The 12,815-nt window shown below is 58.6% G+C and carries 15 protein-coding genes, 1 tRNA gene and 1 pseudogene; 3 read left to right on the top strand and 14 right to left on the bottom strand.

The features are described from left to right. Positions 1 to 68 precede the first annotated feature (68 nt). A complete protein-coding gene (locus JWS10_RS03035) occupies positions 69 to 689 on the top strand; it encodes a thiamine phosphate synthase (protein ID WP_299481998.1) in 621 nt (206 codons plus the stop codon). A gap of 100 nt (positions 690 to 789) precedes the next feature. On the opposite strand, the gene JWS10_RS03030 is transcribed toward JWS10_RS03035, so the two are convergent. The 3 genes from JWS10_RS03030 to JWS10_RS03020 form a co-directional block, all read right to left on the bottom strand. Continuing rightward, entirely contained in the window at positions 790 to 1,614 is an 825-nt protein-coding gene (locus JWS10_RS03030; protein WP_299504630.1) for a 1-acyl-sn-glycerol-3-phosphate acyltransferase, read from the bottom strand. Beyond that, the gene (locus JWS10_RS03025; protein ID WP_299504675.1) at positions 1,611 to 2,396 is read right to left on the bottom strand and encodes a GNAT family N-acyltransferase; all 786 of its coding nucleotides are present in this window, start codon (positions 2,394 to 2,396) and stop codon (positions 1,611 to 1,613) included. Before JWS10_RS03025 ends, JWS10_RS03030 begins: the two co-directional genes overlap by 4 nt. 118 nt (positions 2,397 to 2,514) lie before the next feature. Further along, entirely contained in the window at positions 2,515 to 2,688 is a 174-nt protein-coding gene (locus JWS10_RS03020) for a DUF3553 domain-containing protein (protein ID WP_299473653.1), read from the bottom strand. Positions 2,689 to 2,718: 30 nt separating this feature from the next. Between JWS10_RS03020 and JWS10_RS03015 the strand changes: the two genes are divergently transcribed. Continuing rightward, positions 2,719 to 3,315, top strand: a complete 597-nt coding sequence (locus JWS10_RS03015; protein WP_299504627.1) for a histidine phosphotransferase family protein — start codon at positions 2,719 to 2,721, stop codon at positions 3,313 to 3,315. Here the strand turns inward: JWS10_RS03015 and JWS10_RS03010 are convergent. The 8 genes from JWS10_RS03010 to JWS10_RS02975 form a co-directional block, all read right to left on the bottom strand. Further along, complete coding sequence (locus JWS10_RS03010; protein WP_299504624.1) at positions 3,305 to 4,564, bottom strand: glutamate-5-semialdehyde dehydrogenase; 1,260 nt, start codon at positions 4,562 to 4,564, stop codon at positions 3,305 to 3,307. The two genes, JWS10_RS03015 and JWS10_RS03010, sit on opposite strands and share 11 nt — an antisense overlap. Before the next feature lie 69 nt (positions 4,565 to 4,633). Next, the gene (proB, locus tag JWS10_RS03005; protein ID WP_299504622.1) at positions 4,634 to 5,761 is read right to left on the bottom strand and encodes a glutamate 5-kinase; all 1,128 of its coding nucleotides are present in this window, start codon (positions 5,759 to 5,761) and stop codon (positions 4,634 to 4,636) included. After that, entirely contained in the window at positions 5,749 to 6,771 is a 1,023-nt protein-coding gene (gene obgE / locus JWS10_RS03000; protein ID WP_299504619.1) for a GTPase ObgE, read from the bottom strand. Before obgE ends, proB begins: the two co-directional genes overlap by 13 nt. A gap of 143 nt (positions 6,772 to 6,914) precedes the next feature. Next, positions 6,915 to 7,934 (bottom strand): GNAT family N-acetyltransferase, encoded by a 1,020-nt coding sequence (locus JWS10_RS02995; RefSeq protein ID WP_299504617.1) that lies wholly within the window; start codon positions 7,932 to 7,934, stop codon positions 6,915 to 6,917. A gap of 9 nt (positions 7,935 to 7,943) precedes the next feature. Further along, a complete protein-coding gene (locus JWS10_RS02990) occupies positions 7,944 to 8,513 on the bottom strand; it encodes a GNAT family N-acetyltransferase (protein ID WP_299504615.1) in 570 nt (189 codons plus the stop codon). A gap of 139 nt (positions 8,514 to 8,652) precedes the next feature. Continuing rightward, a complete protein-coding gene (gene rpmA / locus JWS10_RS02985; protein ID WP_054009148.1) occupies positions 8,653 to 8,922 on the bottom strand; it encodes a 50S ribosomal protein L27 in 270 nt (89 codons plus the stop codon). A gap of 6 nt (positions 8,923 to 8,928) precedes the next feature. Continuing rightward, positions 8,929 to 9,381: a 50S ribosomal protein L21 gene (gene rplU / locus JWS10_RS02980; RefSeq protein WP_299473679.1), complete on the bottom strand. Its 453-nt coding sequence runs from the start codon at positions 9,379 to 9,381 to the stop codon at positions 8,929 to 8,931. 327 nt (positions 9,382 to 9,708) lie between these two features. Continuing rightward, positions 9,709 to 10,554 (bottom strand): hypothetical protein, encoded by an 846-nt coding sequence (locus JWS10_RS02975; RefSeq protein WP_299504613.1) that lies wholly within the window; start codon positions 10,552 to 10,554, stop codon positions 9,709 to 9,711. Positions 10,555 to 10,815: 261 nt separating this feature from the next. Here JWS10_RS02975 and JWS10_RS02970 point away from each other — a divergent pair. Continuing rightward, positions 10,816 to 10,905 (top strand) — tRNA-Ser (locus JWS10_RS02970). 407 nt (positions 10,906 to 11,312) lie between these two features. Here JWS10_RS02970 and JWS10_RS02965 read toward each other — a convergent pair. The 3 genes and pseudogenes from JWS10_RS02965 to JWS10_RS02955 all read right to left on the bottom strand — a co-directional run bounded on the left by JWS10_RS02965 (position 11,313) and on the right by JWS10_RS02955 (position 12,698). Next, a complete protein-coding gene (locus tag JWS10_RS02965; RefSeq protein WP_299504611.1) occupies positions 11,313 to 11,777 on the bottom strand; it encodes a hypothetical protein in 465 nt (154 codons plus the stop codon). Next, positions 11,774 to 12,462 (bottom strand): annotated as a pseudogene (locus tag JWS10_RS02960) (type ISP restriction/modification enzyme). Before JWS10_RS02960 ends, JWS10_RS02965 begins: the two are co-directional and overlap by 4 nt. A gap of 29 nt (positions 12,463 to 12,491) precedes the next feature. After that, positions 12,492 to 12,698, bottom strand: coding sequence for a hypothetical protein (locus tag JWS10_RS02955; RefSeq protein WP_299504609.1), 207 nt, complete (start codon positions 12,696 to 12,698; stop codon positions 12,492 to 12,494). Positions 12,699 to 12,815: the final 117 nt, after the last annotated feature.

The raw sequence follows: 12,815 nt of genomic DNA, 5'->3' as shown, positions 1-12,815 counted from the left end.
CAGCCCGTCGCCCTCGCCAAGCCCGCCATTCTAGGCTATGACGCAGCAACTTCATGCAGGACAAAGCCATGGCTGACCAAGACCGCCCACAGATCACTCTGATCACCCCGCCCGCGATTGATCTGGAAACCTTCCCTGATCGTCTGGCCGCCGTGATGGACAGCACGGATATTGCCTGCGTCCGGCTGGCTTTGGCGGGCAAAGATGAAGACATGATCCAACGCGCCGCCGATGCTTGCCGTTTGGTGGCCCATGCCCGAGACGTTATCATCGTCATCGAGAACCATCTGCTGATGGTCAACCGACTGGGCTTAGACGGTGTGCATCTGACCGATGGTGCCCGGCAGGTGCGCTACGTGCGCAAGGAATTGGGCGCTGACGCGGTAATCGGCTCGTTTTGCGGTGTGACCCGGCATGAGGGTATGAATGCGGGCGAGGCGGGTGCGGATTATGTGGCTTTTGGGCCGACCGGGGTGACGCCCTTGGGTAACGGCGAAAGCGTCGATTTCGATCTGTTTGAATGGTGGAGCGCGGTGATCGAAGTTCCGGTGATCGCCGAGGGCGCGTTGACGGTCGAGTTGATTGAGAAGTTTGGCCCGGTCACCGATTTTTTCGGAGTCGGCGAGGAAATTTGGCTGGCCGACAACCCGGCGACTGCACTGAAGGCGCTGATGGCTCCGCTGGGGTAAAACTCATATCTCTCCCAGTTTGGGGGCACTTGTGTCGAACGCCTTTTAAGACCCCAAACCACAATATGTGGTATTTTCTCGTGAGTCGCGGACAATCTGTCTAGTGACGCGTTGCAAGCAAGTGATGGTTGCGGATGACAGCTTCGCAATATGTAGCGAGTTCTTTGCGGTTTGAAAACGTATCGACGGCGACTTCTGGGTGGAAGATTACCTCTACCCGGCCCTGATGTTTTGCTGCCAAGACATGCAGCAAATGCGGTGCGAAATTCATCTCGCCCCACCAACCATAAAACCGCGGATCGTTGCCTGCCGGGGCATGATAGACGACGCTCACCGGTTGGATCGACATGATGTGGTCGAGCCCGTGACTGTAAAATGCCGCGAATAGCGTTGATTTGAAGGGCAGAACGCGGATCGCATCCGTGCTGGTGCCTTCGGGGAAAAACATCAGCTTATGGCCCGCCCGCAGACGTTCTTCGAAAAGCGATTGCTGGCGTTTCGCCTCAATACCCTTGCGTGCGACGAAGACCGTCCCCGTTGCACGGGCAAGCCAACCAATGGCGGCCCAGTTTTCTACCTCGGATTTCGCGACGAAATAGCCGCGCTGCACGGCGTTCAGGGCGAAAATGTCGAGCCAAGACGAATGGTTCGCGACAACGGCGCCTTTTTTCTGCATCGGTTTGCCACGGGTGATAAGAGGCAGGCCCAAGATCGGGAATGCCAGTTTGCAGACGGTCTGGGTGATATAGGGCGTCCAAGGGCGGGATTGGCCAAACAGGGGGCGCTCGATGAGCCGGACCACCAGCAAAATCAGCAGGCCGCAATAAGTCACCAAGCCCAACACGCCACCGCGCAGTACGACGCGCAGCCAGCCCATTGGAGTGATGGGCGGCAGTTTCAACTCATCGGCGCGCCAGTCGCTCATGCGTCGCGGCCCGATTTGCGGATGTAAAAATCGCGGTGCTTGGCGCTCATCTGCGCGGTATCCATCACGAGGCACACATCTGTGGTATTGAAGGCGTGGTCGATCCAAACGCCTTGTCCGACATAACCGCCAAGCCGCAGATAGGCTTTGATCAGCGCCGGAGTGGCCAGCATTGCGGTCTTGCGATCAAGCTGATCAGGGGGAATCATTGGTAAAAGCGCACCTTGCGACGGTCGCGCGACGACGCGCAATTCGGGCGGGGCGAGGTGGAAATGCTGTAGATACGACAGCGGCAGGGCGAGGGCATTCATGTCAGTGCCGTGGAATGAGGCGGCACCAAACAGCACTTCGATGCCATGATCGAGCACGTAGTCGGCGAGCGCGTTCCACAATAACAGCATGGCGGTGCCGCCGCGATAATCGGCATGGACACAAGAGCGGCCGAGTTCAAGCAGCCTACGGCCCGAGGTTTTCAAGGCGGTCAGATCAAACTCGGCTTCCGAATAGAACCTGCCCGAGACAGCAAGCCGATCTGACGGCAGCAGGCGGTAAACCCCCACCACATCTTGCAAATCCGCAGCTGAGCGAGAGGTGTCGATCAACAGAAGATGGTCAAAATAGGGGTCAAACTCGTCACATTCCAGCCGCGCGGCATGGTCGATCATGCCGCCTGTCGCACCCAGTTCTTCCACGAAAACACTATAGCGCAGCCGCTGTGCCGCATGTAAATCGCGGTCATCTTTTGCCAGACGCAGGACGAAATTTTTGTCGTCAGAAATCATCGGCAGCGTCCGGTCCGGCTGTTTGAGCGACGGTTTTTCATAGGCGCTGGCGACAGCCAATGCAACCGTGCGGCCAAGGGCTTTGATTGTGTTAACCAAAGTTTAACCACATGCTGCGTCAATGCGAGAAGTCCGGCGTCAATTTTACCTGCGAAAGGTCGATCACCACTTTGCCAGCATGTTCAAAATTCACCGTCACCCGGTTGCCGATGCTGGATTGGACTTGTCCCAAGCCCCAATCGGGCCGCTCTGGGTGACGCACCAACATTCCGGGTTCCAGTAGCGCCGCCATATCCGCCTTTTCCCTGCAAGGATTATCCGATTGCCTGACAAACCCGATCTTGCCGCTCTTGTTGGCTCGCGCATCTGCCATGACCTTATCAGCCCGATTGGCGCGATCGGCAACGGGGTAGAGTTGATGCTGATGGAAGGTGCGGCAAAAGGGCCGGAAATGGCGCTGATCACTGAAAGCGTCGGTCACGCCAATGCGCGGATACGGTTTTTTCGCGTGGCTTTTGGGGTCTACAGCGCCGAGCAACGGATTGGGCGCAGCGAGGTGGTCTCGGTGATCTCGGACATAACCCATGGTGGGCGGGTGCAAATTGTATGGGACAGCCCTGCCGATCTGTCGCGCCGTGATGTGAAGCTGGTGTTTTTGCTGATCCTCTGCCTCGAGTCGGCGCTGCCTTACGGGGGACGTGTGGAGATAGAGCGCAACGACGTGCGCTGGCTGTTGCGGGCGTCGGCAGCAAAGGTGAAGATAGAGCCCACATTGTGGGAGAGGCTGATAAACCCAGCGGCTATGGGCGAAGTGGGTCCAGCGCACGTTCAATTCCTGCTAGTGCCGGACGAGATTGCCCGCCAGCACCGCAGGCTGACCACCGAGCTCACCGATACCGAAATCCGGCTTAGCTTCTGATCGTGCCATCTCCGGTGACCAGATATTTGAAGCTGGTCAGCTGATCCGCCCCGACCGGCCCGCGTGCATGCATCTTGCCGGTGGCAATGCCGATTTCGCCGCCCATGCCAAACTCACCACCATCGGCGAATTGGGTTGAGGCGTTGCGCATCAAGATGGCGCTGTCCAGCCGCTGCATGAAGCGTTCGGCGGTGGCGTCATTCTCGGTCAGGATGCATTCGGTGTGGTTACTGCCATATTTACGGATATGCGCGATGGCCTCATCGACGCCATCGACCAGCTTGACGGCGATGATCATGTCGAGAAACTCATGGCCGAAATCCTCGGCGGAGGCTTTCACCGTGCCGGGGATCTTCAGCAATTCGCCTTCGGTGCGGACTTCAACACCAGCTTTGAGCAGGTCTTCGATCAGCACCGCGCCGTGCTTGGTATAAAACTGCCAGTCGATCAAAAGACACTCGGCAGAGCCACAAACTCCGGTGCGGCGGGTTTTGGAATTCAGCACCACGCGGCGGGCCTTTTCCAGATCGGCGTCGCGGTCGGCGTAGACGTGGCAGATGCCTTCCAGATGCGCAAACACCGGCACGCGGGCCTCGCGCTGCACAAGGCCGACCAGACCCTTGCCACCGCGCGGCACGATCACGTCAATATATTCAACGGCTTGCAGCATCGCGGTCACCATCTCGCGGTCACGGGTGGGGATCAGTTGGATCGCGTCAACGGGCAGACCAGCTTCGCGGAGACCCTGCTGCATACAGTCGTGGATGGCTTCGGAGGAGTGGAAACTCTCGGAACCGCCGCGCAGGATCACTGCGTTACCGGCCTTCAGGCACAAAGCACCCGCATCGGCGGTGACATTCGGGCGGGACTCGTAGATCACGCCGACGACGCCCAACGGGGTGGCAACGCGCTGGATGTGCAGGCCCGAGGGGCGATCCCATTCGGCGAGAACCCGGCCGACCGGATCGGGATATTCGGCAACAATGCGCAGGCTGTCGACCATGCCACGGATGCGATTTTCGTCGAGACGCAGGCGGTCGAGCATGGCGGCGCTGAGGCCCTTCTCTGTCGCATAATCCATGTCGATGTAATTGGCGTCGAGGATTTCCTGACGCCGCGCCCAGACGGCAGCCGACGCACCGATAAGTGCGGCATACTTGCGTTCTTGGCTGGCACAGGCCAGTTCCGCAGCGGCCGTTTTGGCCTTCATGCCAATATCGCGCATCACGTCCAAGATTTGCCCGTCCATCTTCGGCCCTTTCACATTGGCCCAAATATCCCAGGGGTGCGGGGGCTGGCCCCCGCAACGGCCCCAAACTCAGATCACCATATCGTCGCGATGCACCAAGGCGGCACGGCCCTGATAACCCAGAATTGCTTCGATCTCGCCCGAGCGATGCCCGGCAATCGCCTTCGCCTCGACCGCCGTGTAGCGCACGAGGCCCTTGCCCAAAGTATCGCCCGCAGGTGACAGGATCGCTACCGGATCGCCACGGCCGAAATTGCCTGTGACGTGGGTAACGCCAGCTGGCAACAAGGATTTCCCCGCTCGCAAAGCCGTGACAGCGCCCGCATCAAGCCGCAATTCGCCGCGCGGTTTCATTGCGTTGATCCAGCGTTTGCGTGCGGCTTGCGGGTCGCTTTGCGCGACAAACCATGTGCGTTGTGCGCCGTTTGCCAGTGCAGAAAGTGGCCGCAGCACCGAGCCTTCCATGATCGCCATTGCACAGCCGCCAGCTACAGCGGTTTTGGCGGCGAGCAGTTTGGTTTTCATGCCGCCTTTTGAGAAGCCCGAAATCGAGTCGCCCGCCATCGCCTCGATCTGTGGCGTGATGGTTTCGACCAAGTCAAAACGCTGCGCGGTGGGGTCTTCCTTGGGGTTGGCGGAGTAGAAGCCATCGACGTCAGACAGCAGGATCAGTTGATCGGCTCCAACCGTCACTGCGATTTGCGCCGCCAAGCGGTCGTTGTCGCCAAAGCGGATTTCATCGGTGGCGACGGTGTCGTTTTCGTTGACGATTGTCACCACGCCGAGGCCCAACAGGGTTTCCATCGTGGCGCGGGAGTTCAGATAGCGGCGGCGGTCTTCGGTATCTTCCAGCGTCACCAGCACTTGTGCGGTGGTAATGCCGTGCGGGGCGAGGACTTCTTCGTAGGCGCGGGCGAGGCGGATCTGGCCGACCGCGGCGCAGGCTTGGGATTGCTCCAGCGTCAGGATGCCGTCGCCGAGGCCCAGCACTTTGCGGCCCAAGGCGATGGAGCCGGAGGACACCAGCACCACGTCTGTTCCGCGTACTTTGGCTTCAGCTACATCCATTGCAAGCGCGGACAGCCAGCCTTGTTTCAGGCCGAGTTTGCGGTCAACCAGCAGGGCCGAGCCGATCTTGACGACGAGCCGTTTCGCGTCGCGAATATTTGGCGCGGTGAGGGGCTTTAAGGCTGCCACGGCAGGCCCTCCTCGACAGGGGCCTCGCGCTTGATTTCCGCCATGATATTCCGCAATGCGTCGGTCAAGCCGATGCCTGCTACGCCGGAAATCACGTGCACTGGGCCTCCCGATGCCTTTTCAAGCGCTTTGCGGCGGGTGGAGATGGTGGCTTTGTCGAGCGCGTCGCATTTGTTCAGGGCGAGGATGCGGGGTTTGTCGCCGAGGACTTCGGAGTAGGCTTCAAGTTCTTTGACGATGGTGCGGTAGTCTTTGGTGATGGTGGAGGAGGTGCCGTCAACGAGGTGGAGCAGGACTTTGCAACGCTCGACATGGGCGAGGAATTGCATACCGAGGCCGCGGCCTTCGGAGGCGCCTTCGATCAGGCCGGGGATGTCGGCCATCACAAATTCCGCGCCATCAATGCCGACCACGCCGAGGTTTGGCACGAGGGTGGTGAAGGGGTAGTCGGCGATTTTGGGCCTCGCGTTCGAGACGGCGGCAAGGAAGGTAGATTTGCCGGCATTCGGGAGGCCCAAGAGCCCCGCGTCTGCGATCAGTTTCAGGCGCAGCCAGATTGTGCGCTCGATCCCCTCTTGGCCGGAGTTGGCGCGGGCGGGGGAGCGGTTGGTGGAGGATTTGAATGCGAGGTTGCCCCAGCCGCCGTTGCCGCCTTTGGCGAGCAGGATACGCTGGCCTACCGTGACGAGGTCAGCGATTACGGTTTCTTCGTCTTCGTCGAGGATCTCGGTGCCGACCGGGACTTTCAGGATGATGTCTTCGCCGGTTTTGCCGGTGCGTTGGCTGCCCATGCCGCCTTGGCCGGATTTGGCGAAGAAGTGTTGTTGGTAGCGGAAGTCGATCAGGGTGTTCAACCCGTCTACGGCCTCGGCCCAGACGGAGCCGCCGTTGCCGCCGTCGCCGCCATCGGGGCCGCCGAACTCGACAAATTTCTCGCGCCGGAAAGACACGCAACCGGCCCCGCCGCCGCCGGAGCGGATATAGACTTTGGTGAGGTCGAGGAATTTCATGTCGAGCGGCTTTCTAAGAGATAAGTGTAGGCGATACAGGATTGGGGGGCAGACCTCAAGCAGAGGGATTTTTGGCGGGATTGGGAAGGGCCACGTGTGGACAGGTTTTTGATGTAACCAAATCAAAGTGTTGCAGGTTGTATTTACGAAGTTTTAACCTTTGGCACATCAAGCCGATAGATCGCGATTGGCACCGTACCCCTTGCAAGGCTTTCGCCGATGCCTTCGCCGATTTGACGAAAGCCCAGTTTGCGCAGAACGGCCCCCGAGGCGGGGTTATCGGTGCAATGATCAGCGAACACTTCGGACAGCCCAAAGCGAGCGATCATTTGCGGCAGGAAAGCGGACATGGCTTCGGTCGCGATGCCACGGTTCCAATAGGCGGGGTCGAGAAAATACCCGGTTTCAACCGGATCATCCCAAAGACCGACCGCGCCGACGAGTTTGCCTTCAAACCAGATACCCAAGCGGAAGCCCAAGCGCCCGTGCCACTGCGATTCTGCCAGAGAAGCGCGCACATCGGCCTCTGGCCAAGGCGAGAGATGCGAATTGGTCATGCGCGCCACTGCGGGATCGCCACCAATGCGGGCGATGTCGCGCCAGTCGCGCTCAATATCCAAGGGCGCGAGGCGGAGGCGGGGTGTGATGATTTCCAGCGGGTTGGCAGCAAGAAACGCTTTGGCAGTCAGCGACAGATCAACATGCTGGCGGTTTTGACCCAAGGCAAGGCAGTGTTTGATGGAGCGGCCAGTTTCAACAAAGCCCAGCTTTTGCAGCACACGGGCGGAGCGGGTGTTGCCGACAAAATAGCCCGAAATGACGGTGCGCACGTCTTGCGAGAATTGCGCAGCCAATACGGCTTGGGCAGCTTCAGTCGCATAGCCCTGGCCATGGGCGCGGGGGCTTAGCCAATAGCCAAGCTCTGCCCCAGCACCGAGAACGCCTGCAAAACCGTTCGCGTCTTCGATGACATATGTCTCACCCGGATAGGCGATTTGGGTGGCAAATTGGTGAAAATCTGCTGCCGTATAGGGGTGCGGCACGCGGGCGAGCCAGCCCGAGACATTCAGATCGTTCATATGGGCGACGACGGCAGCCTCATCCGAGGCCAGCACCGGACGCAAGGCCAGCCGCGCTGTATTTAGTTCTTCGCGGGGAGTCATGGGAATGCCTTAGGCCAGTTTCTTCACATATGTCCAGGTTGGCACCAGAGCGCCTCTTGCAACCGAGAAGGTTTCAGCGTCGCCCAGATACTGAAAGCCTGCATTGGTCAGCACGCGGGCCGAGCCGGGGTTGTCCTGAAACACCTCGGCAAAGATCGCACAGTTGTTTTGCGGGTTTGCGGCGACCAGAGCCTTAACCGCTTCTGAGCCAATGCCGGTGTTCCAGAACGCAGGGGCCACCCAATAGCGGATTTCGGACTGACCGCGCGCGTCGCGGGCACGCTTGCCAGCGTCCATCCGCTTGAGGCTGATCACGCCCAGCACTTCGGAAAGCCCGGTGGCAGTGCCATCCATCACCCAGATGTCTTCCTCGGTGCGGTTGGCGGTGGCGCGCGAAACAAAAGCCTCAGCAGCGCCGGGTGGCAGCGGATGCGGAATCGAATGCGTGGCCACAGCGACGCGCTTGTCTCCGGCGTAAAGCGCGAACAGCCCGGCATCCGAGCGGCGCACGGGACGTAACACAAAACGACCAGCAGAAATCTGGCCCTCCGTTGCAACAGCGATCATTTCCAAAACCACGGCTCCCTCCTGAAAGCGCATGTCGGGCGAGGCCCGCCGGGGTAAATCCCCGATAAAACTTATTCCCGCGGCGGAAATAAGGAAGGGGACCGGTCTTTCGACCGATCCCCTATCTACAAGCTAATTGTAAAGGTTCGGCTTATTCCGCGGCTTTCGCTGCCGGAAGCACGGAAATAAACGTGCGTCCCTTGAAGCCTTTTTTGAAGGTCACATGGCCCTCGACTTTGGCGAACAGGGTGTGATCTACGCCCATACCAACGCCTTCACCGGGGAACCAAGTGGTGCCGCGTTGGCGCACGATGATGTTGCCCGGAATGGCGACTTGGCCACCGAACAATTTTACGCCGAGACGACGGCCAGCCGAGTCGCGACCGTTGCGGGATGAACCGCCTGCTTTTTTGTGTGCCATGGGGTGTTACTCCGACGCTACAGCGGCTTTGGCAGCGCGCTTCGGTTTCGCAGGGGCTTCGACAACCGGTGCCGAAGCGTTGTTATGTGCGGCGCGGCGTGCATCGGCGGTGCCGGTTGCAGCAGCGACGCCCGAGGCGTCAGCGCCAGTAGCCAGCACGTCAAGCACACGAACCAGCGTCAGGTGTTGACGGTGGCCTTTGGTGCGCTGCGATGAGTGCTTCCGGCGGCGTTTGACGAAGTGGATGACCTTTTCGCCTTTGATCTGGTCGATCACTTCGGCTTGGACAGCCGCACCTGCCACGAAGGGCACGCCAATGGTCAGGCTTTCGCCGCCAACCATCAGGATTTCGTTGAACTGGATCTTTTGACCAGCAACGGCATCAAGCTTTTCAACGCGCAGAACGTCACCCGCCTGCACTTTGTACTGCTTGCCGCCTGTCTTGAGGACCGCGAACATGGGTCTTTCCTTCTCTTGCTCCGCGTCTTGTGGCCCCGGTTAAGGAGTTCTTGGGTTTCCCCGCCTCGGACAGCGCGCCCCTATGGGCGTCATGAATTAAAGACCCGACGAGATTCGCACCTCGCCGGGATGCGCGCTTATGCTGCGGGGGAGGGCGGGTGTCAAGACTGAGTGTAAGGCTTCCGCTTCATCAAGACGCGTTGTCATGGCTTTCATCTTGGCGAAAATATCCCCGCCGGAGGCTCTGTTTGCTGGCGGCGGATGCCTCCGGCGGGGATATTTGTGCAGAGAGGATGACCAAGGGGCTCGGCGTGTGATGCGGCGGGTTCAGATATCTTGGCCAGCCATGAGTTGGCCTGCCGATTGGCCGAGTTCTTTGGAGACTTGCACGAACATCGCATCGAAGGCGGCGAAGATTGCGCGGTTGGCTTTTTGTCCGGCATCTGTGGTCGAGAACGCGATGTATTGGTCAAGCTCGGCATCGCTGAGCGGCTGGTAGGCCAGCATCAGGAACGGATAGAGCCACTCAACGGTATCGCGGCGCACGTCGGCTTCTTGGCCCCAGACATCGGCGAGCATATCGGCTTCAGGCATCGGTTCGGGGAAGGCTCCGGCCGCGTTCATGCCAGCGTAGAACGCAAGATTGCCATTCATCGCGCCCATGACGTTGGACTCGATCAGATCGTTGACCTCGGCAAAGCGGTTGATCTGGGCGGCGCGTGGGGTATTGGCGTTCAGCGCCTTGCCCCAGAGCTGGGACGCCGCCGCGGTGGCCTTATCGTCGAGCAAGGTTTTGCGGGCATCAATCTCCAGCGCCAGAATACGCTGGCCGAGGGGGGAGCCGAAGAAGCCGCGCATGGCGGTCTGGGTGGCGGCATCATTTTGCAGGGCTTTTGTGAGGGCGGCATCGAAGATCTGGTTAAGCCGGGCGGTATCATAGACATGCGTCAGCACGACATGCCAAGCCGCACCACCTTGGCCGGGGAACAGATCAGCCTCCATCTCTTTGCCATTGGCGAGACCCTCGGTGCGCATGACGGTGATCAGCGCGTCGATCTTCAGCGTTTGGGTGAGGCTCGTGATCTCGGGCTGCACGGACTGCGTTTGCGCTAGGGCGGGCAGGGAGGTGACGGGTAGAGCGAGGCTAAGCGAGATCAGCAAGGGGCGCAGCATATGGTGCCTTTCGGGCAGTACGGGGGGGTGACGGCCTTGCCTATGCCGTTGTGCCAGTGGTGCCAAGCGCCCGTCGCGCACAGATTGGTGAGCATGGCGGAGGCTCGCTTGTGTGACACAGGGCAGGCTGCGGGCGCCATAGGCATGGTTCGTGCGGCAGGCGCGGTCTGCAAGCTCTGGCAAAGTCTTTACACCAAGCAATGAAATCGGGGTTGCAAGCCAAGCGCGACCCCGCTAAATCCCCGCAACGATCCCTACCGCGGAGAGGTGGCAGAGTGGTCGAATGCGGCGGTCTCGAAAACCGTTGTCGGTTTGCGCCGACCCAGGGTTCGAATCCCTGTCTCTCCGCCAATAGGCATTGATTTCATTGAATTTTATGGGTGTTTTAGGCTTTTACCCATCTACCAACCCATCATAGAAATAACGCTTGGGCTTGCTAACTTTCCGACTACGGCAGCCCATCGGTCTTTCGCGTGATGCGGGTCACAAGCGCCTTTAGCTTGGCTATCGGCCCCTTTCGCGGTGCTGGCGGCAGGGCGGCTTCAATCACCTGCCAAGGAAATACCCTGCGCAGAGCGGCGCATTGGGAGGCGTTGCGCTTTGGGGAGGCCATGATGTCTTGATAGGCGCGTGCAGATACCAAGCCCGAGCTAGGCCAGCGCCTTCGCCTAACTCTTTGGACAACGCAAGGTGCCGGGGAGTATCGGAGGGAAGATCTCGAATGCGCGACCAAAGTTCGCTTGGCGTCATGGCGGATTTCAATTTATGCAGGCTTTAGCATCTTCGAGTGAGGCCGCGCGATCAAGGCAACTTTGGCTACCGTCGTAGTCACTTTGCAATGTTTGGAGGTTCTGGGTCAGCATCTGACTTTCATTTATTAATGACTGGTTTTCGCGCACCAAGGTTTCTTGTTCTTGCTGTAGAGCGTCAAAAGCCTCGCTCAATTCTTTGCCTGCTCTGCGCAGCTTTTCGTAGTCGGCAAGCAATGTGTCGTGCGCCTCGGCACATGCTTTTACATCTGATTTGCAGGCAAAGCCCTCATAGTTACATTGGTAGGGTTCAAAGCACTCAGAGTTGCTGTTGACGCACTTACCTTGGCTTGTGCAGACCGTGTCGCCATAGTCCAAACACGCGGCGTCTTGGCCCATACGACATGAAAAGCTTTGGCCATTGCTCGGGCTAGCAAGGCTGACTAGCACGGTAAATATCGCTGTTTTTTTCATGCGGCTTCCAGCGTCATAGTGATGGTCTGCATGATGCGGTCGGTTTCGGACAGGATTTTCAGGATGCGTTGGTAGTGTTTTACATCGTCAAACGATAGCGCGCGGCCTTTGCGGTCTTTCAGCCATTTCTGGGCGGGTTGGTAGCCGCCGATGTAGAAGCCCCATGATACGGCGGGGGCGGCGTCGAAGTATTGGGTTTGATTGATCCAGACCTTGCCGTCTTCAAAGCGGGGTTTGTCTACCACGGCATCGCCCTCGCCTTTGAAGGGGTAAGGCGCTGGGCCGATTGTGGCGGGGTCCATCAGGTGGAGTTTGCGCAGAGTGGTGCCTTTGGCGGAAATGTCCCAAAATTCATCTGGGGTGGCGGGCCAAGGGATTCGGGGGAAGTCGCTTTTTGCAGAACACCATAGATGTAGTCGAACACGACCACCTCCTTCGGAGTGCCATGAATTGTGTGCTTGGCGAGTGTTTGCAAGCGTTTATAAAGTTTGGGATCAAAGTTGCCGCGGCGGGTTTGGTCTAGGTCTTGTTCAGAAGGGTAAAGGTAGAGAGGAAAAATGTAATTTCCCTCTTTCATCGAAATAGCGTGGTGAACCATAATCCCATCTATGCAGAAAGCGTGTGTCCAATCTTGAATCACGTCGGCTTTTCGTATGGTAGTAAGGCAAAAGTTTGGCTGCAGCATGTGGCGGCCAACTTCGTAAACTGGACAAGCTAAGAATCCTCGCGAAAACGATGTGTAGTAGGTTTGCCGATATCAAATGGCCGATACATAATTGGTCGGATGTTGTCTTTGCCGTGAACAGCGATATTTCGCTTGATGCCCTCAAGATGCCAATCCCTCGCATCATGAATATCCGCATATTTCTTTTCGAGTTGCGGCCATTCAAGACTTTCAAAATCGTCGATGACGTGGGCCACGGCGTTTTTATCGAAGTGGATTAAAAAATTTTAATCTCAAGACCGATCACCACCTAGGCTAGAAGCTTCGATTATACAGACGCCTCGAGCACCTCATAGCAAGTGTGAAGTCACACT

The sequence above is a fragment of the Cypionkella sp. genome (assembly GCF_028290025.1).
Classification (GTDB): Bacteria; Pseudomonadota; Alphaproteobacteria; order Rhodobacterales; family Rhodobacteraceae; genus Cypionkella.
This window is presented reverse-complemented; position numbering and strand designations above follow the sequence as displayed.